Source organism: Hymenobacter cheonanensis (genome assembly GCF_030581075.1).
Taxonomy (GTDB): domain Bacteria; phylum Bacteroidota; class Bacteroidia; order Cytophagales; family Hymenobacteraceae; genus Hymenobacter.
In genome coordinates, this window is the sequence record NZ_JAUQSW010000010.1 from 98,752 (window position 1) to 119,345 (window position 20,594).

Annotated in this window: 19 protein-coding genes; 12 read left to right on the forward strand and 7 right to left on the reverse strand. The window is 60.0% G+C overall.

Translation table 11 applies throughout. The features are described from left to right. The first annotated feature begins 41 nt into the window (after positions 1-41). Together topA and Q5H89_RS17850 are read left to right on the forward strand one after the other, a co-directional pair. Positions 42-2,537: a type I DNA topoisomerase gene (gene topA / locus Q5H89_RS17845; protein ID WP_305020708.1), complete on the forward strand. Its 2,496-nt coding sequence runs from the start codon at positions 42-44 to the stop codon at positions 2,535-2,537. Between the two features lie 108 nt (positions 2,538-2,645). Further along, positions 2,646-3,485: a DUF4846 domain-containing protein gene (locus Q5H89_RS17850; RefSeq protein ID WP_305020709.1), complete on the forward strand. Its 840-nt coding sequence runs from the start codon at positions 2,646-2,648 to the stop codon at positions 3,483-3,485. A gap of 12 nt (positions 3,486-3,497) precedes the next feature. Here Q5H89_RS17850 and Q5H89_RS17855 read toward each other — a convergent pair whose 3' ends face one another. Continuing rightward, positions 3,498-4,160, reverse strand: a complete 663-nt coding sequence (locus tag Q5H89_RS17855) for an HAD family hydrolase (RefSeq protein WP_305020710.1) — start codon at positions 4,158-4,160, stop codon at positions 3,498-3,500. 108 nt (positions 4,161-4,268) lie between these two features. On the opposite strand from Q5H89_RS17855, the gene Q5H89_RS17860 reads away from it, so the two are divergent. Both Q5H89_RS17860 and Q5H89_RS17865 read left to right on the forward strand, forming a co-directional pair. Further along, positions 4,269-5,282, forward strand: coding sequence for a VWA domain-containing protein (locus Q5H89_RS17860; RefSeq protein ID WP_305020711.1), 1,014 nt, complete (start codon positions 4,269-4,271; stop codon positions 5,280-5,282). A 10-nt stretch (positions 5,283-5,292) separates the two neighbouring features. Continuing rightward, the gene (locus Q5H89_RS17865; RefSeq protein WP_305020712.1) at positions 5,293-5,961 is read left to right on the forward strand and encodes a YggS family pyridoxal phosphate-dependent enzyme; all 669 of its coding nucleotides are present in this window, start codon (positions 5,293-5,295) and stop codon (positions 5,959-5,961) included. Here Q5H89_RS17865 and Q5H89_RS17870 read toward each other — a convergent pair. The 4 genes from Q5H89_RS17870 to Q5H89_RS17885 form a co-directional block, all read right to left on the reverse strand. Beyond that, positions 5,958-6,701: an SDR family NAD(P)-dependent oxidoreductase gene (locus Q5H89_RS17870; protein WP_305020713.1), complete on the reverse strand. Its 744-nt coding sequence runs from the start codon at positions 6,699-6,701 to the stop codon at positions 5,958-5,960. The genes Q5H89_RS17865 and Q5H89_RS17870 overlap by 4 nt on opposite strands. Positions 6,702-6,802: 101 nt before the next feature. Next, positions 6,803-7,633: a type IX secretion/gliding motility protein PorT/SprT gene (porT, locus tag Q5H89_RS17875; protein ID WP_305020714.1), complete on the reverse strand. Its 831-nt coding sequence runs from the start codon at positions 7,631-7,633 to the stop codon at positions 6,803-6,805. Further along, a complete protein-coding gene (gene ubiE, locus Q5H89_RS17880; RefSeq protein WP_305020715.1) occupies positions 7,582-8,310 on the reverse strand; it encodes a bifunctional demethylmenaquinone methyltransferase/2-methoxy-6-polyprenyl-1,4-benzoquinol methylase UbiE in 729 nt (242 codons plus the stop codon). Before ubiE ends, porT begins: the two co-directional genes overlap by 52 nt. A 139-nt stretch (positions 8,311-8,449) precedes the next feature. Continuing rightward, positions 8,450-10,696 (reverse strand): OmpA family protein, encoded by a 2,247-nt coding sequence (locus tag Q5H89_RS17885; protein ID WP_305020716.1) that lies wholly within the window; start codon positions 10,694-10,696, stop codon positions 8,450-8,452. Between the two features lie 416 nt (positions 10,697-11,112). Between Q5H89_RS17885 and yihA the strand changes: the two genes are divergently transcribed. The 3 genes from yihA (at position 11,113) to Q5H89_RS17900 (ending at position 12,872) form a co-directional block, all read left to right on the forward strand. Beyond that, positions 11,113-11,730: a ribosome biogenesis GTP-binding protein YihA/YsxC gene (gene yihA, locus Q5H89_RS17890; RefSeq protein WP_305020717.1), complete on the forward strand. Its 618-nt coding sequence runs from the start codon at positions 11,113-11,115 to the stop codon at positions 11,728-11,730. A 64-nt stretch (positions 11,731-11,794) separates the two neighbouring features. Next, positions 11,795-12,247, forward strand: coding sequence for an energy transducer TonB (locus Q5H89_RS17895; protein ID WP_305020718.1), 453 nt, complete (start codon positions 11,795-11,797; stop codon positions 12,245-12,247). A 121-nt stretch (positions 12,248-12,368) separates the two neighbouring features. Then, positions 12,369-12,872, forward strand: a complete 504-nt coding sequence (locus tag Q5H89_RS17900) for a DUF5606 family protein (RefSeq protein ID WP_305020719.1) — start codon at positions 12,369-12,371, stop codon at positions 12,870-12,872. An 88-nt stretch (positions 12,873-12,960) separates the two neighbouring features. Here the strand turns inward: Q5H89_RS17900 and fbp are convergent, their stop codons facing one another. Then, entirely contained in the window at positions 12,961-13,989 is a 1,029-nt protein-coding gene (gene fbp, locus Q5H89_RS17905) for a class 1 fructose-bisphosphatase (RefSeq protein WP_305020720.1), read from the reverse strand. Between the two features lie 161 nt (positions 13,990-14,150). Here fbp and Q5H89_RS17910 point away from each other — a divergent pair, with 161 nt between their 5' ends. The 5 genes from Q5H89_RS17910 to rsgA all read left to right on the forward strand — a co-directional run bounded on the left by Q5H89_RS17910 (position 14,151) and on the right by rsgA (position 18,962). Continuing rightward, on the forward strand, positions 14,151-15,464 hold the full coding sequence (locus tag Q5H89_RS17910; protein WP_369810675.1) for an aspartate kinase: 1,314 nt from the start codon (positions 14,151-14,153) through the stop codon (positions 15,462-15,464). 175 nt (positions 15,465-15,639) lie between these two features. Beyond that, on the forward strand, positions 15,640-16,233 hold the full coding sequence (locus Q5H89_RS17915) for a peroxiredoxin (RefSeq protein WP_305020721.1): 594 nt from the start codon (positions 15,640-15,642) through the stop codon (positions 16,231-16,233). Between the two features lie 85 nt (positions 16,234-16,318). Further along, entirely contained in the window at positions 16,319-17,539 is a 1,221-nt protein-coding gene (locus tag Q5H89_RS17920; protein ID WP_305020722.1) for a 3-deoxy-D-manno-octulosonic acid transferase, read from the forward strand. 27 nt (positions 17,540-17,566) lie between these two features. Continuing rightward, positions 17,567-17,959: a hypothetical protein gene (locus Q5H89_RS17925; RefSeq protein ID WP_305020723.1), complete on the forward strand. Its 393-nt coding sequence runs from the start codon at positions 17,567-17,569 to the stop codon at positions 17,957-17,959. Between the two features lie 76 nt (positions 17,960-18,035). Continuing rightward, a complete protein-coding gene (gene rsgA / locus Q5H89_RS17930; protein ID WP_305020724.1) occupies positions 18,036-18,962 on the forward strand; it encodes a ribosome small subunit-dependent GTPase A in 927 nt (308 codons plus the stop codon). 179 nt (positions 18,963-19,141) lie between these two features. Here rsgA and Q5H89_RS17935 read toward each other — a convergent pair whose 3' ends face one another. Further along, positions 19,142-20,500 carry a Gfo/Idh/MocA family protein gene (locus Q5H89_RS17935; protein WP_305020725.1) on the reverse strand — a complete coding sequence of 453 codons (1,359 nt, stop codon included), beginning with the start codon at positions 20,498-20,500 and terminating at the stop codon, positions 19,142-19,144. Positions 20,501-20,594 lie beyond the last annotated feature (94 nt).

Consider the following 20,594-nt stretch of genomic DNA (forward strand, 5'->3'; position numbering starts at 1 on the left):
CATCCTGACAAAACACTTACTCCCGCCCCTACCGCCGCCGCATGGTCAAGAATCTAGTTATCGTCGAATCGCCCGCCAAGGCTAAAACCATTGAAGGCTACCTCGGCCCGGACTACGTGGTGAAGTCCAGCTACGGGCACGTCCGCGACCTGCCCAAGGATAATAACGCCATCGATGTAGCCAACGGTTTCAAGCCCACCTACGTGGTTGATGCCGACAAGCGCGAGCTGATTTCGCAGCTCAAAAAGCTATCGAAAGAAGCCGAGACGGTCTGGCTGGCGAGTGACGATGACCGCGAGGGCGAAGCCATCTCGTGGCACCTCTCGGAAGCGCTTAACCTGAAGGCCGACAAAACGAAACGCATCGTGTTTCGCGAGATTACCAAGACGGCTATTCTGGCCGCCATCCAGAATCCGCGTCAGATTAATATTGACCTGGTGAACGCCCAGCAGGCCCGCCGCGTGCTCGACCGCCTGGTGGGCTTTGAGCTGAGCCCCGTGCTATGGCGCAAGGTGAAAGCCGGCCTCTCGGCGGGCCGCGTGCAGAGCGTGGCCGTGCGCCTGGTGGTAGACCGCGAGCGCGAAATCAACCAGCATAAGTCGGCCAGCGCCTACCGCGTGGTGGCCCGCTTCGACGCCGGCCAGGGCACTACCCTGGAGGCCGAGCTGCCCACCCGCTACAAAACCCGCGAGGAGGCCGAAGCCTTCCTCACGCGCTGCATCGGGGCTAGCTACAGTATTAATAGCCTCGATAAAAAACCCGGCAAGCGCAGCCCCGCGCCGCCGTTTACTACTTCCACCTTGCAGCAGGAGGCTTCGCGCAAGCTCGGCTTTTCGGTGGCCCAAACCATGACGGTGGCCCAGAAGCTGTACGAGGCCGGCCGCATCAGCTACATGCGTACCGACTCGGTGAACCTGAGCGAGGAGGCCCGCAAGGGCGCCCGCGAGGCCATTGAGGCCGCCTACGGCGCCGAATACGCGCTGGAGCGACAGTTCAAAACCAAGTCGGCCTCGGCCCAGGAAGCCCACGAAGCCATTCGCCCCACCGATTTCAAGCAATTGAAGGCCGGGGCTGATGCCTCGGAGCAGCGCCTCTACGACCTCATTCGCAAGCGCGCCATGGGCTCGCAGATGGCCGATGCGCAGATTGAGCGCACCACGGCCGTTATCGGCATCAGCACCCAGCCAGGCACCACATTTTCGGCTACGGGTGAGGTTATTACGTTTGAAGGCTTCCTGAAAGCCTACGCCGAAAGCAAGGACGACGACGACCAGCCCGCCGATGGCGAAAGCTCGTTCTCGCGCGGCCTGCCGCCCCTGAGCGTGGGCCAGAACCTGCCGCTGCAAACCCTCACGGCCACCGAGCGCTTCAGCACGCCGCCGGCCCGCTACACCGAAGCCTCGCTGGTGAAAAAGCTGGAGGAGATGGGAATCGGCCGCCCGAGCACCTACGCCCCCACCATCAGCATTGTGCAAAAGCGCGGCTACGTTGAAAAAGACTCGCGCGAGGGCAAAGAGCGTAAAATTTATGCGCTGGCCCTAGTGGGTAATGAAGTAAAAACCGAGCAGCGCTCCGAAACATACGGCGCCGATAAGGCGAAGCTTTTTCCGACGGACACAGCGCTGGTAGTCAATGACTTTCTGGTCGAGCACTTCCCCGCCATCGTGGATTTTCAGTTCACGGCCAAGGTGGAGGATGAGTTTGACCAGATTGCCAACGGCCACGAGGACTGGGGCCACATGCTGGCCGGCTTCTACGAGCCCTTCCACGCCAGCGTGGAGCGCGGGCAGGACATTGAGCGCAGCACGCTCAGCAGCACCCGCGAAATTGGCCTGCACCCCGAAACGGGCGAAAAAATAACCGCCCGCCTCGGCAAATACGGCCCCTACGTGGCGCTGGGCGATACCGAAGGCGAAACCAAGCCCGCCTACGCCAACCTGCGCAAGGGCATGTTTATCGAAACCATCACGCTGGAAGAGGCGCTGGATTTGTTTAAGCTGCCGCGCGTGGTAGGCGAGCTTGAAGGGAAAGACATGACGGCCGCGCTCGGTCGCTTCGGCCCTTATATCCGCCACGACAGCAAGTTTTACTCGCTTACCAAGGAGCAGGACCCGCATACCATCACGGGTGAGGAAGCCGTGACGCTTATTGAAGCCAAGCGCAAATCGGACGCCGAGCGCCTTATCAAGAGCTTCGACGAAAACCCCGAGGTACAGGTGCTCAACGGGCGTTTCGGCCCCTACATCGTGGCGGGCAAGAAAAACGTGAAGATTCCGAAGGGCGAAGAGCCTGCCGACCTCACCCTGGAGCGCTGCCTGGAGCTAGCCGCCGCCGCCCCCGATAAGCCCGCCAAGGGCGGCCGCTTCGGCAAGAAAGCCACCGCCGAAAAGCCCGCCAAGGAAGCCGACGCGCCCGCTAAGAAAGCAGCCAAAGCCCCCGTAGCCAAGAAGAAAGCGCCGGCTAAAAAACTGGCAGCGGCCAAAAAACCCGCTACGGCCAAGAAGCCAGCTGCTAAAAAAGCGGCTGCCAGCAGCTAAGCTAGTTGATTCGCATAGTGCAAAAAGGCCCCGCCATCCAGCGGGGCCTTTTTGGGGTATACTAGCCAGGGAAAACGTAGCGTTGGGGCAATATCTCACTCGTTTACGATGGCTTTTTTTCGGTTGCTTGTCCCGGGCTTTATTCTATTAGCGGCCCCTGCCCCGGCCCCGCCAGTGTATGCGTGGCTAGCGGGGCCGTCGGCGCCGCAGGCTACCCTAGTCGGGCGCTTTGCACCGCCGGCGGGGTGTCAGCGCGTGGCCGTGCCAGCTGGCTCGTGGGGCGCCTGGCTGCGCACGCTGCCCCTGCGCTCGGTTGGCACCCTAGCGCGCCTCTACAACGGCCAGTTAAAAGACAACCAGGCGGTAGTGGCGGCGGTGGTCAATATCGACCCCGGCACCACCGACTTACAGCAGTGCGCCGATGCCGTTATCCGGCTGCGGGCCGAGTACTTATTCAGCATCAATCCGAATAAAATCCACTTTCACCTCACCACTGGCTACGATGCCTGGTTTTCGGATTACGTGGCCGGCACTACATTTCGGGTGAAGGGCGAGGAAGTGCGCCCCGCTCCCAAGCCGGCCGAGGCCCCCACGCACGCGGCGCTGGGGCGCTACCTGCTGCCCGTTTTTGGCTACGCAGGCACGCGCTCGCTTAGCCGTGAGGTGCTGCCGGTGCCGCTGGCCCAGGCGCAGCCCGGCGACGTGCTGGTGCACGGTGGCAGCCCCGGCCACGCCGTGCTGGTAGCCGACGTGGCCGAAAACCCGCGCACCAACCAGCGCTACCTGTTGCTACTGCAGAGCTACATGCCCGCCCAAAACATCCATGTGCTACGCAACGTGGACCGGCCGGCGCTAGGGGCCTGGTTTGCCGTGCCGGGGCCGCAGGAACCGCAATTCGACACGCCGGAGTGGACGTTTGCCAGCACCGAGCTAGGGCGCTTTGAGTAGCGCACGTACTGGCTAAGCTACTTCAATTGCCTCTATTTGGGTTGCCGACAGCTCCGAAAAATCCTGAATAATGCGGTCGGCCCGGCGCAAATCCTGGCCCGCCGAGTGCGGGCTGGCGTAGCCAATGCAATAAATGCCGGCCGCCTTGGCCGCTGCCACGCCGTTAGCCGAGTCTTCGATGACAATGCATTCGGTCACGGGTGTTTCGGCCTGGCTAGCAGCATGCAGAAAGATGGCCGGGTTGGGTTTCGACTGCGCAAAGTCTTCGCCGCTAACCACATGCGCAAAATATGGGGCTAGCCCGAAGCGCTTGAAAACCCGGGCTATCGTGGCTTTGGAGGCCGATGAGGCCACTACCAACTGAATACCGTGCCGCTGAATATCTTCGATGAGCGCCCGCACGCCGGGCAACAAATCCAGGCTGGCATCGGTGTCAAATGTCTGGTTGAATAGCTCGCGCTTGCGCAGCAGCAACGCCTCCACTTCCTGCGGCAGGCCAAACTGCTGCTTGAGCTGCTGAAACACGTTGCGCGTAGAAGAACCTAGAAAAGAAGCGTATAGCTCGTCCGGAACGGTAATGCCCAACTCGGCAAACTGCGTAAAAAACGCCTGGTGGTGGATGGGCTCGGTGTCGATAATCACCCCATCCATGTCAAAAATTACGGTACGAATCATGAAGCCGGCCCCTGGGGCATATGGTCGGGGCAAAGGTAGCCCGTGCCACCCGGGTGGCTGGCCAGACACGGCTGCCAGCCGTAATTTGCGCCTCCTGGCCGTTTTTGCATGACTATCTTTTCCTACGCCACCCTGGCCGGCTACGAGTGGCAACACCCGCGCCTGCTGCTGCTGCTGGCCCTAGTGCCGCTACTGCCGCTGCTGCGCTGGCTGCTGGCCCGGCGCCGGCGGCAGGTAGTGGTGGCTTTTGGGCCTAGCGGGCTGCGGCCCGACTGGCGGGCCGGCCTGCGCTTCGTGCCCGATGTGGTGCTGGCTCTCAGCCAGGTACTGCTCATTATTGCCGTGGCCCGGCCCCAGCACCTGAGCGAGCACCTGACCCAAACCGGGCGCGGCATCGACATCGTGCTAGCCCTCGACGTGTCGGGCAGCATGGAAATCGAAGACCTGAAGCCCACGCGCCTGGCGGCGGCCAAGCGCCTGGCCAGCCGCTTTGTGCAGCGCCGGGCCGGCGACCGGCTCGGGCTGGTGGCCTTTGCCGGGCAGGCCTACGCGCTGGTGCCCCTCACCACCGACTACGACCTGCTGCTCGATAACCTAAGTAGCCTGCGCCCGGGCCTTATTGAGGAGGATGGCACGGCTATCGGCACGGCGCTGGGCGTGGCCATTAACCGCCTGCGCGAGTCGCCGGCCAAGTCGCGCATCTGCGTGCTGCTCTCCGATGGCGAAAGCAACGCTGGCAGCCTCGACCCGCTGCTGGCCGCGCAGCTCGCCCATGCCTACGGTATCCGGCTGTATACCATAGGGTTGGGGGAGGATGGCTACGTGCCCTTCGGCCGCGACTCTACTACCGGCAAGCCGCGCTACGTGCAAACTCGCCTCGACGAAACCACCATGCGCCAGCTGGCCGAGGCGGCGGAAGGCCGCTTCTTCCGAGCTACCGATAATGCCGCGCTCAGCCGGGTATTTGGGGAAATTGACAAACTCGAAAAGTCTGATATCCGCACCCAGCGCTACCGCAACGTGCAGGATTTTTACCGCCCTTACCTGGGCTGGGGCCTGGCCCTGTGGCTGCTCTGGCTAGCCCTCAAAAGCACGTTTATGAACAACGTGCTCGAAGATTAATTTAGTTATTATGTCCATCGCTGCCAACATCGCCGCCTTTGAAACCCAGTTGGCCGGCACCGCCGCCCGCCTGGTGGTCGTCACCAAAACTCACCCCGTAGAGCGCCTACGCGAGGCCTACGCCGCCGGCGCGCGCCTCTTCGGCGAAAACCGGGTGCAGGAGATGGCCGCCAAGCAACCCGAACTGCCCGCCGATGTGGAGTGGCACCAGATTGGACAGCTCCAGACCAACAAGGTGAAGTACCTCGCCGCGTTTGTGCACACGGTGGAGAGCATCGACAGCCTGCGCCTGTTAGTAGAACTGGACAAGCAAGCCGCTAAGCACGAGCGTATTATCAACGGCTTGCTGCAATTTCATATTGCGCAGGAAGACACCAAAACCGGCCTTAGCCTGGCCGAAGCTGAGGAGATTCTGCAATCACCCGAATACCGCGCGCTACGCCACGTGCGCCTGACGGGCGTAATGGGCATCGCCACGCACTCGCCCGATGAGGAGCTGGTGCGCGGCGAATTCCGGCAGCTACGCCAGTATTTTGACTTTTTAAAAGCCAGGTATTTCGCGGCCGACGAAGGGTTTCGCGAAATCTCGATGGGCATGAGCGCCGACTACGCCTGGGCGCTGGCCGAGGGCAGCACGCTCATTCGGGTGGGCAGCGCCATTTTCGGCAGCCGGGGCTAGCTGGCGCGCTTCACAGTAGCGGCGGCGGCCTGCGCGGCCGGAAACACTACTACCTCGGCTATCTGCACGTGCGGCGGGCGCGTAACGATAAACTGGATGATGTCGGCCACATCAGCAGCCTGTAGGGGCTGCACGCCCTTGTACACGTTCGCGGCGCGCTCCTCATCGCCCTTGAAGCGCACTTCCGAAAACTCGGTTTCGACCATGCCGGGCGCCACCTCCGCCACGCGGATGCCCTTGGGCAGCAGGTCGATGCGCATGGTGCGCGTGAGCATAGCCACGGCCGCCTTCGAGGCGCAGTACACGTTGCCGTTAGCGTAGGCCTCGTAGCCGGCAATCGAGCCCATGTTCACAATAATGCCGCCCTCGCCCATGCGCGGCAGCACGGCGCGGCTCACGTAGAGCAGGCCTTTCACGTTGCCATCGAGCATGGCGTCCCAATCGGCCGGGTCGCCGTCCTGAATGGGGGCTAGCCCGTGGGCGTTGCCGGCATTATTGATGAGCACGTCGATGTGCGCAAAGGCGTCGGGTAGCTCGGCCACGGCGGCTTCTACGGCGGCACGGTCGCGCACATCGAAGGTGAGGCTATGCACGGGCGTGGGGACCAGTTCCTGGGCTAGCGCGTCGAGGCGCTCGCGGCGCCGGCCGGTTATCACCAGTTGGAAGCCGGCTTTGGCCAGGGCCACGGCCGTGGCGCGGCCAATACCGGAGGAAGCACCCGTAATAAAGGCAGTTTTCATTGTACTAAGCAGGTAGCTATCAGCTGCCAGCTACTGGCTTTTCAGCATTGCCTCTTAAAAAGAAGCTAACGCCTGGCAGCAACTAGCTAACAGCTTAAGTTTTATTCGATGTTGAGGTAGAGTGTCACCGTATTGGTGCGCAGGCTTTGCAAGCTGTTGCTGTACTGGTTATCGCGCGGCGCCAGCACATTGCGCAGGCCGTGCGAAAAGCGCAGTTCCGGCCCAAACTTGAAGTACGGATAAAACAGGTCGAGGCCGAAGCCGTATTCCAGCATCACGTCGTCTTTAATGACCGTAATCTGGTTGATGGCGGGCGTGTTCTGGCGCTGCGTCACGGCAAAGCTGGGCTTAATACCGCCAATCATGTAGAAGCGCGTGTTGCGCCGCCGGTTCGACTGGTACTTGAGCAGCAGCGGCAACTCAAGCTGCGTAGTGCTTATTTCCTGGGTGCGAATGGTATCGGGCATGCCCGCGCCCACGCTCGCAAACTCCACGCGGCGCGTCAGAAAAGTCAGGCCCGGCACGAAGCGCAGGTGAAACGGCGTGCTAGGGTTGCCCAACCGGATGTCATTGATAAACCCCACGCCGAAGCCGGGACTAATAATGGCATTGGCCGAAATGCCCCGCCCCTGCTGCGCCGCCTGAAAATAGCTGCCCGACTGCTCCAGAAAAAACCGCGAAAAATTAGGCGCTATCGTGAGGCCCGGCCGGTAAAAACGGTCGTTGTAGTTCGACAGATTCTCGACCGTAATGCCCTTGATGTGGCCTTTGCGGCTGCGGTCAATGGCATCGCTGCGCTTGCGCTGGGCCAGCGCCGGGCTGGCCAGCAGCACAAGCAGCAGTAGCGGCAGGGCTAGCCGACCCAAGGGGCTGGTGCTGGCTATTTGCGAGCCGTGTAAATGGAGCTGATGCCGAACGTAAGGGGTTGCCATGCAGGATTGGTAAAGCCGACGCGGCCCAGAATGGTCACAAACTCGGCACCGTCGGGAAAGGCCTGCACCGACTCGGGCAGGTAGGTATACGCGCTCTGGTCCTTGGAAATAACCTTGCCAAAGACCGGCAGCACCCGACTAAAGTAAAAATTATAGGCTTGCTTGAGCGGAAATGCGGTCGGCTTGCTGAACTCCAGGATGACGAGCTGGCCGCCGGGGCGCAGCACGCGGTACATTTCGGCTAGCCCCTTTTCGAGGTGCGCAAAGTTGCGCACACCGAAGGAGGCCGTCACCGCATCAAACTGATTGTCTTCAAACGGCAGGTTTTCCGAGTCGCCCAGCTCCAGCTTAATGCGGTGGCTTAGCTTTTTATCAATCAGCTTCTGGCGGCCTACTTCCAGCATGCCGGCCGAAATATCCACGCCCGTTACCTGGGCGTTGGGCGCGGCGGCCCGTAGCGTTTCGATGGCAAAATCGGCCGTGCCGGTAGCAATGTCTAGGATGCGCGCCGGGCGCAGCGCCTTAAGCTCGTTCACGGCCTTGCGCCGCCAGTAAATGTCGGTGCCGACGCTCAGGAAGTGGTTGAGAAAATCATACTTGCCCGCGATGTTGTCAAACATGCGGGCCACCTGCGATTTCTTATCGGCGGCGTCTTCTTTATAGGGTACTACGGCCATAGGAGGAGTGCAAAGAACGGCAAGGCGCCGCAAAAATTGCGCGCGCTGGCCGGGTAACGGTGGGCTGCTAGCTAGCAGGACAAAAAAACGGCCGGACTGTTCGTCCGGCCGTTTCCTTTTTTAGCAAAATTGCCGTGGCTTAGTCAACTTTGGTTTTCACCTTGGCCTTCTCGCCCGAAGCGTCTTTGGCTTTCGAGTCAAGCTCGCCGTCTTTCGAAATCGTCTTCGACTTCTCGCCGGCGGCGCCTTTGGTTTTTACTTTCACTTTGTCGCTGTCCTCGTCCACTTTGGTTTTCACCTTCGTGCCGTCGGCCATGCGCACTTTGCTCTTGCCAGGCATCGGCGGGCCGGGGTTAACCGGGGTGGCGATAACCGTGGTAGTGGTCGTGGTAGCCGACGGAGCGGGCTGCATGGTCGGCATTTTCTCGCCTTCCTTCAGCACCGGCTTGAAGTCATCGCGGCGGTTAAGCTGCATGTTCTCCGGCGAATCGTTCGGGGCAACGGGCTTACGCTCGCCGTAGCTCACCGTAGTGAGGCGGCTGCTGGCGATACCCTGCTTCACGAGGTAGTTCTTGGCAGCATCGGCACGGTTCTGGCCGAGTACCATGTTGTACTCATCCGTGTTGCGCGAGTCGCAATTGCCTTCAATCGAGATGTTGAGGCCGGTATTGGCTTTTAGGAAAGCCGTCGTGGCGTTCAGCGTCTTAATCGACTCCGGACGCAACTTGTACTTGTCGGTGTCGAAGTAAATCGGCTTCATCCGGCCAGCAAATGCAGTTCCCGCCGTATCGATATAGTCAACGTAGAAGTTCTTGGTGATGCTCGTCGAATCGTTCGTCGAAATCGGCACCGCAAACTCCTGCGTCTCAATGTTCTTACCGTCTTTATTCACCGCTACTTGGTAGGTACGGGCCGACAGCACTTTCACCATGTACGAGCCATCTTCCTTGGTGATGTCGCGGAAGCTGATGGCCGTTTTGTCGGCCTGCGTACCGTTGAACACCAGTTCTACGTTGGGGATGCGTTGCGTGCTGTCACGCTTCGAGAACACCGCCCCTTTGATGTTGATGTTCTTGATGTAGCTGATGGTGTAGATGTCTTTCTCGCCGTAACCACCGATGCGGTACGAGCTCAGGTAGGCATACGTGCCATCGGGCGCCAGGCGGTAGTACGAGTCCGCATCCGGCGTGTTGATGGGGTAGCCCATGTTCTCGGGGCGGCCCCACTTGTGGCCAATGCTATCATACTTCGAGGCGAAGATGTCGTAGTCGCCCATCGTGTTGTGGCCACGCGAGCTGAAGTACAGCGTACGGCCATCGCGGCTGATGTACGGGCTGTCCTCGTCGTACTTCGTGTTGATGGTGCTGCCTAGCGACTTAGCCGGGCCCCAGTCGCCCCCGGCGGTGCGGGTGCTATAGTACAGGTCGAGGTTGCCATCTTCCGAGTAGCGCGCCGTCGAGAAATACAGCGTCAGGCCGTCCGGCGTGATGTAGGCATCGCCTTCATAAGCCTTCGAGTTGATATTGTTATTCAGCTTCGTGGGCGCACCCCAGTCGCCACCGGCTTGTTTCGAAGCCACGAACACGTCGCCGTCCTCGTCGCTACGGTACATCAGCAGCTTAGTGTCGTTGTCGAACAGCTGGTCCGAGGCATCATGGCCCTTGCTGTTGAGTGCGGCCGAAAGCGAACGCGGCTTCTCCCAGTTGTCGGCGTCGATGCGGTGGGTTTCAACGATACCCTCGTAGTACTCGCCGTCGGCCGCCGTTTTGTTGCGGGTCTTGGTGTCGAGGCCAGGAATATCGGTTGGGTTGGCGCGGGTCGTGAAAATCAGCGTTTTGTCATCCGACGAAATAACCGGGCTGTGCTCCGAGTACTGCGTGTTCACCGTTGGGCCCAGGTTCTTTACAAAGATGTCCTTGGGCGAGTTGAACAGAATTTTGGCGTTTTTGCTGTGTTGAATCAGCTGGGCTACTTCCTCGCGGCGGGTATCGTTCCGCTTTTTCAGCGTCGCGTTGTAGGCCTGGTAATGCGTAATAGCCTCGTCGAAGTTGTAGTTGAGGTGGTCTACGCGGCCGAGCCAGTATTCCACGTCTTTCGACACTTTCGGCTTGAGCTTCTGCGCCTTATAGATGTAATCGCTCGCCTTTTCTTTGTCAAAGGACAGGTAGGCTACCCCGGCCCGGAACAGCGCCTGGGCGTTGTTGGGGTCCTTCGCAATCACCCGCTCGTAGTAAGGGATGGAAGCGCGGTAGTTCTCCTGGTTGAACAGCTTGTTGCCGGTTTGCAGGTCCTTACGCGTGCTCTGTGCCTGGGCCGAGGTAGCCACGGCCGCAGTCAGGGCTAGCGCGGCAGAAGCTTGCAGCAGCCTTTTGGATACGTTGTCCATTGAAAAAAGGGTGTTTGGAAAATTTTAAAGGAAAGAGCGAAAGAGTAGCGTTAGTACAGCCCCGGGCTCGGGCGCACCGCTGGCACGCTCAATTTGCCGACTTATACTAATTTTTTGCGTCAGGGTTGGCCCAATTGGCCGGCCCACGGCTGAAAAAAGAGCACTATTGGCCCTCTACAGCTGCAAATATACCGGGAAAGCACCAGCAGGCCGGCTGGCCAGGGGCACTAAAAGGAGCGGGCGCTTGTACAGTATTGTTTTAATAACTGGCGAATAGGCAGTTTGAGAGCTGCGCAAATATAGGCGCAGGTTTTGAAAGACAACGATTTAGTACAAGATTGCTAGGCCCCTTGCCGGCCGGCAGCCGTAGTGCGACGCATCTTTGTACCCGCATAGCCTGATAGGTAACCCACACAATGGTAATTCGTGAAGCAAGTTTTTTAGTTAGTAATACGCAGGTTGCCCTTTGCCCGGCCCCCGACCGGCCCGAGTACGCCTTTATCGGGCGCTCCAACGTGGGCAAATCGTCGCTGATAAATATGCTGACCGGCCGCACGGGGCTGGCCAAAACATCCAGCACGCCGGGCAAAACCCAGGTTATCAATCACTTCAATATCAATGATGAGTGGTACCTGGTCGACTTGCCAGGCTACGGCTACGCCAAGGTGAGCAAGAGTGCGCGGGCCGACTGGGGCAAAATGATAACCGCCTACCTGGGCAAGCGTGAAAACCTGACCTGTGTGTGCGTGCTGCTCGATTCGCGCCACGCGCCGCAGGCGGCCGACCTGGAGTTTATGACCAAGCTGGGCGAGGCGGGCGTGCCGTTCGTTATGATTTTTACGAAGACTGATAAGCAGTCGACCAGCCAGACCAAAGCCCTTATTAGTAGTTACCTCGCCAAGATGAGCGAAACCTGGGACGAGCTGCCGCGGCACTTCGTGACGTCGGCCGAAACCGGGCTGGGGCGCGAGGAAGTATTGGACTTTATTACGGAAATAAACCGGCAGGTAGCCGCCGATGCGGCGGGCGCTTAAGTACTTTTGGCGCGCCAATTGCCCGGCAGCAGGGATTTTCCCCGTACCTCCCTCCTATTTACTCATGAAAAAACTATTGCTCACGCCGCTGGCTTTGGGCGGCCTGCTAGCCACCGCGCACGCCCAAACCCCGAAGCCGAATACCGTGCCCCCGTCGCAGACGGCGCCCGCTGCCCCAGCGGGTACTGGCCTCAACCATGTAGGCCAGGACATTCCGGTGGCGGCCTACTACGAGGGCGGGCAGGAAGCCATGTACGCCTTCATTGCCAAGGAGTTGAAATACCCCTTGCTAGCTAAGCGCAACCGCATGCAGGGGCGCTGCATCATCAGCTTCACGCTGAATCCGGATGGCAACCTTCAGGGCCTGCGCATTGTGAAGCAGGTGGGTGGCGGCACCGGCGAAGAGGCCGCCCGCGTAGTGCGCCTGCTCAAATTCAAGAAACCCGAATACCCGATTCTCACTAGCCTGCCCATCGATTTCAAGCTCGGCGTAACCGGCGCGAACACGGTGGAATAATTTTTTACCTCTGTCATTGCGAGGAGGAACGACGAAGCAATCATACCTGAATGGCTAATCTTGGTGTGATTGCTTCGTCGTTCCTCCTCGCAATGACAAAACCCTTTTACTTCCCAAAAGAATGCCCTACGATTTGAAAGAGCTGGCGGCCATCAGCGGCCAACCTGGCCTGTTCCGCCTGGTGCGCCCGGCCCGCCACGGTGTATTGGTCGAAAGCCTCGACGCGAAAGCTACCCGCTCGCTAGCCCCGGCCAGCAACAAAGTATCGCTGCTGAGCGAAATCGGCATCTACGCCCAGGATTCGGACGATACGCTGGCGCTGACCGACGTGTTTGAGCGCATTCATCAGAAGTACGGCGCCAGCCTCCCCGTGACCAATAAGTCGGGCGAGGGCGAGCTGAAAGACTTCCTGGCCGATGTGATGCCCGAGTACGACCGCGACCGCGTGTATTTGTCCGACATTAAGAAGCTGGCGACCTGGTATGGCATTGTAAGCCAGCACGTGCCGTATTCGGAGGCTAGCGCCGAAGAACCCGCTGCGGGCGAGCCCCTAAGCACGGGCGGCGTTATTGGCGAGGGTGATGCTGAGCCCTCGGCGGCCGGCAACCCGGAGGCCACGAAGTAATTGGCTTAGTAGCGCGGTGTAATCTGCGCCCAAGCAAAAAGGTCGTTCCTGCTGGCAGGAACGACCTTTTTTTTGTGTTGTGCCCTAGCTACGCGGTGGCGGTAGCTTCGGCAGCCTCTTTTTCCTGGGCCAGGAAGGCTTCGGCCTGCTCGACCAGCTCTTTGCTGCCGATGAAGACAGGGCAGCGCTCGTGGCAGGTTTTGGGCTCGATTTCGAGGGTGCGCAGCTGGCCGTTGGAGCTTTTGCCACCGGCCTGCTCCACGATGAAGGCCAGCGGGTTGCACTCGTACATGAGGCGCAGCTTGCCGCTAGGGTCCTTGGCGGTGGCGGGGTAGATATAGATGCCGCCTTTGAGCAGATTGCGGTGAAAATCGGCGACAAGCGAACCGATGTAGCGGGCCGAAAACTTCTCGCTTTTGCAGTGCTGCACAAAAGCCGCTACGCCGGGTGAAAACGACTCGGCCGAGCCTTCGTTGATGGAGTACACCTTGCCGGTTTTGGGCGTCTGAATGTCGGGGTGCGAGAGGAAGAACTCGCCCAGGCTAGGCTCGTAGGTGAAGCCGTTGACGCCGTTGCCGGTCGTGTACACGAGCATGGTGCTGGAGCCGTAGATGACGTAGCCGGCCGCCACCTGGTGGGTGCCGGGCTGGAGGCAATCGGCGCTGCTGCCCTCGCGGCCGGTGGGCGAAATGCGGCGGTAGATGCTGAAAATAGTGCCGATGCTCACGTTCACATCAATGTTGCTGCTGCCATCGAGCGGGTCGATGGCCACCACGTACTTGCCCTGGTTGTTGCCGGTTTGGATGATGTCGGCGTCTTCTTCCGAGATGATAGTGCATACCTCGCCGCCGTTGCGTAGCGCCCGGATAAAGCGGATGTTGGCAATCACGTCGAGCTTCTGCTGGTCCTCGCCCTGCACGTTGCGGTTGCCGTAGGCGCCGGCAATGTCGATGAGGCCCGAGCGGTTGATTTCGCGGTTGACAATCTTGGCGGCCAGTGCAATGTCGCGCAGCAGCTGCGAAAGCTCCCCGGTGGCATAGGGGAAATCTTCCTGCTTGCGCATGATGAAGCGGTCGAGGGTGGTGCCAACGGGCAGGGCTAGCTTATTGTGGTCCATGTAAGCGAATAAGGGCGAGAATCGCTACAAAGCTAGCCGGAGCGCGGCAAGCGGCCTAGCGAAAACTCCGCACACGATTGCGGAGCCTGCCAGGGTTGTTTACGCCACTTAGCAGGTCGCAAACGGCCGCCTCTCCCGGCTACGCCCTAGTTTTGGGCCTTATGAAAGACGAAGGAACGGGCTTGCAGGTCTACAAATTTGGCGGCGCCTCGGTGAAGGACGCGGCGGCGATTCTCAACCTCTGCCGCATCGTGCGCAACTTTGGGCCTAGCGGGCCGCTGCTCATCGTAGTGTCGGCGATGGGCAAAACGACCAATGCGCTGGAGGAAATTTATGATTTGGCGTATCACGGGCGCGACTACTCGGCGCAGCTGGCGGCAGTGAGAGCTTATCACGAGAAAGCAGGCAAAGAGATAGGCAAAGCACAGCCTCATTCCGGTATAGACCCTAATAAGCCAGATGCTGGATTAGAAAGCCTCTTTCAAGAACTTGCCTACAGATTAACAAACCTCTCGCATAGCAAAAGCTATGATGAGGGCTACGACCAGGTAGTGAGCTTTGGTGAAGCTCTCTCTTCAGAGCTTGTTTACGGTGCACTGGCAGGCAGTTTAACTCATAAAGTATATCACCGTTCAACACAGATTGTAACTGATAATACTTGGCGCGAAGGGAAAGTAAACTGGGAAGAAACTGTGAAGAAGATTCGAGAAGAAATTCAAGGGCTCTTCTTTCCTAACGGCGATGCACACGTTGTTATAACGGAGGGGTTTACCGGGCAAGTGCAAAATGACCACCGCACTACCACCCTCGGCCGTGAGGGCTCCGACTACTCGGCCGCCATCTTTGCCTACTGCCTAAACGCTGAGAGCGTGACCATCTGGAAAGACGTGCCGGGCCTGCTAAATGCCGACCCCAAAATCTTCCCCGACACGGTGCTGTACCCTGAAATCAGCTACCAAGAAACCATCGAAATGGCGTTTTACGGGGCTAGCGTCATTCACCCCAAGACCCTGAAGCCGCTGGCCGACCGCCACATTCCGCTGCGGGTGCGCTCGTTTCTGGACCCGGCCGCGCCGGGCACGCTCATTCACGACTGCCAGCACCCGCCGCTGGTGCCCGCGTTTATTCGCAAGACGGGGCAGTGCCTGCTGTCGTTTGAAAGCAAGGATTTCGCGTTTATCTCGGAGGAAAACCTGGAGGTGATTTTTGGCGCGCTAGCCCAGGCGCGGCTCAAAATCAACCTCATGCAGAACTCGGCCATTAGCTTTTCGGTGTGCACCGATTTCAATGAGATGCGCGTGCAGCGGCTGCTGGGGCTGCTGCAAGGCCAGTTTCGGGTGCAGTACAACTCGGACCTGACGCTGTTCACCATCAAGCACTACGACGCGGCCAGCATCGAGCGCCTCACGGCCGGGCGCGAGCTGCTGCTGGAGCAGCGCACGCGCAGCACGTTCCAGTTTCTGGTGCGCGAATAACCGTTTGGCTGGTTTTGGAGTACTAGGCCTATTCGTTAGCAGCGCGTCGGGTTGAGCCTGCCGAAGCATCTTGCTTGAATCGTTCGGTAGAACCCCTGGCGACACGGGTAAGATGCTTTGGCAGGCTCAACATGGCGCGCTGCTTCCAAGTCTCAACATTTCAGCTCCCATTTCAATGCCCGTTCTCGTTGGCAAGCGTGCCCCTGCTTTTAAGGCCAAAGCCGTCATCGGCCAGCAGATAGAAGAAGAGTTTTCGCTCGACCGCTACCTCGGCAAGCGCTACGTGCTGCTGTTTTTTTACCCAGCCGATTTTTCGGGCCTCTGCCCTACCGAGCTGCTGGCGTTTCAGAAAATGCTGCCCGAGTTTGAGCGCCGGGGCGTGGCCGTAATCGGCTGCAGCACCGACTCGCACCAGGTGCACCAGGCCTGGCTGCGCACCCCGCTTGATGAGGGCGGTATTGTAGGCGTGACCTATCCGCTTATCGCCGACGCTACCAAAACCATCTCGGCCAACTACGACGTGCTGGCCGGGCACTTCGATTACAACGAGGCCGGCGAAATGGCCTTTATCGGCACGCCGCAGGCTTACCGGGGCTTGTTTCTGATTGACCGCGACGGGATTGTGCGCCACCAGCTCGTGAACGACCGCTTCCTGGGCCGCCGCATTTCCGACGCCCTGCGCATGGTCGATGCCCTGCGCCACTTCGAGGAATTTGGCGAAACCTGCCCCGCCAACTGGGAGGCCGAGGAGGCCGGCGACGCTGCCTAGCGCTAAAAGCCGTAATTTTGGGGCCGCGTCCGGACTTTTTCTTTCCGGACGCGGCCTTTTTTTGCGCGTTTTATATTCTTTAGGTTTGGCGCTGTATGCGCTGCTGCTGCGGCTGGTATCGCCCTTCAACCCCAAGGCGGCTGCCTGGGTAGCGGGCCGCGAGGGGCTGCTAGCCCGCATAGCGCAGGCCCTGGCCGGCGAGGCCGCCCCGCGCCTGTGGGTGCACTGCGCCTCGCTGGGCGAGTTTGAGCAGGGCCGCCCGCTCATTGAGGGGCTGCGGCAGCAGTACCCGGGCCACAAAATTGTGCTCACGTTCTTCTCGCCCTCGGGCTACGAGGTGCGCAAAAGCTGGCCGGGGGCCGATTACGTGTTCTACCTGCCGCTCGACACGGCCGATAACGCCCGGCAATTTGTGGCGCTGGTGCAGCCGCAGCTGGCCATTTTCGTGAAGTACGAGTTCTGGTACTACTTCCTGCGCGAGCTGCGGCAGCGCGGCGTGCCGGCGGTAGTGGTGGCGGCTATTTTTCGGCCCAGCCAGATTTTCTTTAAGCCCTGGGGCGGGTTTTTTCGCGAAATCCTGGGCCAGCTTCAGCACATTTTTACGCAGAACGAAGCCTCGGCCGAGTTGCTGCGCGGCCTGGGCCTTGCCAGGGTGAGCGTGGCCGGCGATACCCGCTTCGACACCGTGGCGGCTACGGCACTGGCCCCGGCTAGGCCCCTGCCCCTGGCCGAAGCCTTCGTGGCCGATGGCGCGCCCGTGCTGGTAGCCGGCAGCACCTGGCCCGAAGACCTGCCCGCGCTGGCCCCGCTGCTGCGCAAGCACGCCCGCGCCATGCGCTTCGTGGTGGCCCCGCACGAGGTAAGCGAGGGGCATTTGCAGGAGATTGAGGCCGCCCTGCCGGGCCTCACGGTGCGCTACTCGCAGGCTAGCCCCGCCACGGTAGCCGAGGCCCGCCTGCTGCTCATCGATAACGTGGGTATGCTGAGCCAGCTCTACCGCTTCGGGCGCTTTGCCTACATCGGCGGGGCGTTTGGGGCGGGGCTGCACAACACACTGGAGGCGGCGGCCTTCGGGCTGCCGGTGTTTTTTGGGCCGCGCTACGAGCGGTTTCAGGAGGCCGTGGAGCTGGTGCAGCTAGGGTGCGCCTTTGCGGTGCAGTCGCCCCAGCAGCTCGAAGCGGCCTTCGACCGGCTGTATTACAATGAGGAAGCCCGCCTGAAAGTGCAGGACCTGAGCCTCGACTACGTACACAGCCACGCCGGGGCCACGGGCCGCATTTTAAGTCAATTATCACTTACCAGTTAATAAATATAGAAGCGTATTATTTCACAAATGTACATTATAGTTCAAATTTTAGCTGCCCAATACCACGCCTACCGCCGCCAGGGCAGTTCGGCTACAGAAAGCTTACTTTGGGTGAAAGTAACCAATAGCTTCCCGTTGGCTATGAGTGGCATGGCGTTACTATTTGTAGTCATAGCCACTACAATGAACAAGGAAAATGAACTTCGCCAATGTCTAGCTCATACTATTGCCTACTTTTTCTATTTTTTACTTATAGGCGCTTTCTATTGTCTGCACATCTTTGTTCGTAAGCAGCAGCGCATTATTACTGAACCAATTGGAGAAGATGCTTTTCAGCTAGGTAGGCTGTTAGGTTGGACTTACTTAGTAGTATGTATGATTCTTTCAATTGGGTTGGTTATAGTTTGTAGTCCGCTTTAGTACTATGTGCTTACCAGTTTCCTTCGCTCATTAAGGCTCTTACGCAGCAGGCGCGTAATGCTATCAGGAATATTAAATGACTGGAATAATAGTCAAATCTACCGGCTCGTGGTACGTGGTGCGCGACCGCGAAACCAGCCAGCTGCACCGCTGCCGGCTGCGGGGCAAGTTCAAGAACAAGGGCCTGAAGGTGAGTAACCCCCTGGCCGTGGGCGATGTGGTAGAATTTGAGGTGCCCGAGCAATCGGAGGGCGCGGGCGTGATTCACACCATCGCGCCGCGCCGCAACTACATCATCCGGCGCTCGGTGCACAAGAGCGAGCACGCCCACATTGTGGCGGCCAACCTCGACCAGGCCCTGCTGGTGGTTACGCTGGTATCGCCGGCTACCTCGTTTGGGTTTATCGACCGCTTTCTGGTTACGGCCGAGGCCTATCACATTCCGGCCAAGCTGATTTTCAATAAGTCGGACCTCTACGACGAGGACACGCTGGATTATCAGCAGCAGATAGCCGGCATGTATGCCAGCCTGGGCTACCCCAGCGTGCTGTGCTCGGCCGAAACCGGCGATAACGTGGCTACCGTGGCCTCGCTGCTGCCCAACAAGGTGTCGCTGCTCTCGGGCCACTCGGGCGTGGGCAAGAGCACGCTCATCAACGAGCTGGTACCGGATTTGGACCTGAAAACGGCCGAAATCAGCGCCTTCTCCGACAAGGGCAAGCACACCACCACCTTCGCCGAGATGCTGGAGATAGTGCCCGGCACCTACCTCATCGACACGCCCGGCATCAAGGAGCTAGGCCTCGTAGATGTGCCCGCGGCCGAGTTGGCCGGCTATTTTCCCGAGATGCGCGCCCTGCTCGGCCAGTGCCGCTACCACAACTGCCAGCACGTGCACGAGCCCGGCTGCGCCGTGCGCGAGGCCATGGACCAGGGCAAGCTGGCCGTGCCGCGCTACGAAAGCTACGTGAGTATGCTCCACGACGAGGACAACCGGCACTAGGGCTACTCGCTATTCAGCTTATCCCTGCCTTTGCAAAGGCAAAAAACGTTTGTCATGCTGAGCTTGTCGAAGCATCTCTACCGGGCCGCTAGGGTGTCGTTCGGTAGAGATGCTTCGACAAGCTCAGCATGACAAACGTTTTTACTTTCTAAAAAGAAACGGCTTTGCTCCTATAACCATCAGTAGGTAAACACCTTACCACCTACCATCACCTCCTGCGTTTTCTCATCAAACGTGGCTTTGAGGCCGGTGTGGGCGGCAGCCGTGGTCATGATGTTGGCGATGGAGTGGCTGTAGCCGGCCTCCACGGGTGCGTGGGGCTGCTGGCGGCTGCGCACGCACTCCATCCAGTTGCGCACGTGGTTGGAGGTGAGTACGTCGCCGCCGGTATTGGCCGAGGCTACTACGGCTTCGCTGCTGGCCAGGCTGAACTCGGGCAGCAGGTTGGGCGGCATGTGCATGGCCTCAGCTGCCTGCCTGGTGAGGCCGCCGGTGGGCGATACGCGGTTGGTAATCAGGTTCAATTCGCCGCCGTTGGAGTAGTAGATTTCGGCCGGGTGCTCGTCGCCGTTGTGCATACGCGAGCCGAACGTGACCTGGAAGCCGCTGCCAGGGTCCTGGGCGGGGCCGTAGTCGAACACCGCCGTGAGGGTATCCCAGTTGCGGCGGCCGTCTTTCCACACGTAGATGCCGCCGTTGGCTACCACGCTGCGCGGGTGGGCTAGCCCCGTAAACCAGTGCACGGTGTCAATCTGGTGGCTCATCCACTGGCCCGGCAGGCCCGACGAGTAGGGCCAGAACAGGCGGTACTCCAGGTACTTGCGCGGGTCGTAGGCTTCGGCGGGGCGGTTCATCAGGTAGCGCTTCCAGTCGATGTCGGCCTCGCGAAGCTGGGCCACCAGCTCGGGGCGGCGCCAGCGGCCGGGCTGGTTCACGTTCCAGGTCAGCTCGACCATCGTGATGGGCCCGAACTTACCCGACTTGATGAACTGCTCGGCGGCCATGTAGTTGGTGCCGCTGCGGCGCTGCGAGCCAATCTGCACAATCTGCCTGGAGCCCTTGATGGCCTTGAGCGCGGCGCGGTTATCGGCCATCGTCTCGGCGAAGGGCTTCTCCACGTAGGCGTCGCAGCCGGCCTGCACGGCCTCGATGGCGTGCAGCGCGTGCTGAAAATCGGCGGTGCCGATAAACACGGCATCTACGCTTTTGCTGGCGTAAAGCTCGTCGTTGTTGCGGTAGGCGGCCACGGGGTGGCCTAGCTTTTCTTTCCACGCGGCGGCGCCCTCGTCGCGGCGCTTGCTCCAGATATCGGACACGCCTACCACGTCGAAATTCAGCGCCTTGTAGTGCTGCAAAAAGCAGGGCAGGTGCGAGTTGCGGTGGCGGTCGGAGAAACCGACCACGCCCACCCGCACCCGGTCATTGGCCCCGATAATGCGCTTGTAGCTGCTGGCCGACCATGTAGTGCGGGGCAGCACGAGCGCGCCCGCGCTGGCCAGGGCTACTTGTTGAAGAAACTGACGACGCGGCTGCGACATGGCTAGGGTGGGTTGGGTGGGAAAATTGGTCTGGCGTGAACCTCACCCCCCGGCCCCCTCTCCTTGGGGAGAGGGGGAGCCACGGCGGTATGGG

Bases quoted from the DNA above. Each gene is read 5' to 3' on its own strand.
- topA (WP_305020708.1), top strand. From the start codon at position 42: ATGGTCAAGAATCTAGTTATCGTCGAATCGCCCGCCAAGGCTAAAACC.
- Q5H89_RS17915 (WP_305020721.1), top strand. From the start codon at position 15,640: ATGCCCGTTCTCGTTGGCAAGCGTGCCCCTGCTTTTAAGGCCAAAGCC.
- Q5H89_RS17885 (WP_305020716.1), bottom strand. From the start codon at position 10,696: ATGGACAACGTATCCAAAAGGCTGCTGCAAGCTTCTGCCGCGCTAGCC.
- fbp (WP_305020720.1), bottom strand. From the start codon at position 13,989: ATGGACCACAATAAGCTAGCCCTGCCCGTTGGCACCACCCTCGACCGC.
- Q5H89_RS17850 (WP_305020709.1), top strand. From the start codon at position 2,646: ATGGCTTTTTTTCGGTTGCTTGTCCCGGGCTTTATTCTATTAGCGGCC.
- Q5H89_RS17860 (WP_305020711.1), top strand. From the start codon at position 4,269: ATGACTATCTTTTCCTACGCCACCCTGGCCGGCTACGAGTGGCAACAC.
- rsgA (WP_305020724.1), top strand. From the start codon at position 18,036: ATGACTGGAATAATAGTCAAATCTACCGGCTCGTGGTACGTGGTGCGC.
- porT (WP_305020714.1), bottom strand. From the start codon at position 7,633: ATGGCAACCCCTTACGTTCGGCATCAGCTCCATTTACACGGCTCGCAA.
- Q5H89_RS17910 (WP_369810675.1), top strand. From the start codon at position 14,151: ATGAAAGACGAAGGAACGGGCTTGCAGGTCTACAAATTTGGCGGCGCC.
- Q5H89_RS17855 (WP_305020710.1), bottom strand. From the start codon at position 4,160: ATGATTCGTACCGTAATTTTTGACATGGATGGGGTGATTATCGACACC.
- ubiE (WP_305020715.1), bottom strand. From the start codon at position 8,310: ATGGCCGTAGTACCCTATAAAGAAGACGCCGCCGATAAGAAATCGCAG.
- Q5H89_RS17865 (WP_305020712.1), top strand. From the start codon at position 5,293: ATGTCCATCGCTGCCAACATCGCCGCCTTTGAAACCCAGTTGGCCGGC.
- Q5H89_RS17935 (WP_305020725.1), bottom strand. From the start codon at position 20,500: ATGTCGCAGCCGCGTCGTCAGTTTCTTCAACAAGTAGCCCTGGCCAGC.
- yihA (WP_305020717.1), top strand. From the start codon at position 11,113: ATGGTAATTCGTGAAGCAAGTTTTTTAGTTAGTAATACGCAGGTTGCC.
- Q5H89_RS17900 (WP_305020719.1), top strand. From the start codon at position 12,369: ATGCCCTACGATTTGAAAGAGCTGGCGGCCATCAGCGGCCAACCTGGC.
- Q5H89_RS17870 (WP_305020713.1), bottom strand. From the start codon at position 6,701: ATGAAAACTGCCTTTATTACGGGTGCTTCCTCCGGTATTGGCCGCGCC.
- Q5H89_RS17895 (WP_305020718.1), top strand. From the start codon at position 11,795: ATGAAAAAACTATTGCTCACGCCGCTGGCTTTGGGCGGCCTGCTAGCC.
- Q5H89_RS17925 (WP_305020723.1), top strand. From the start codon at position 17,567: ATGTACATTATAGTTCAAATTTTAGCTGCCCAATACCACGCCTACCGC.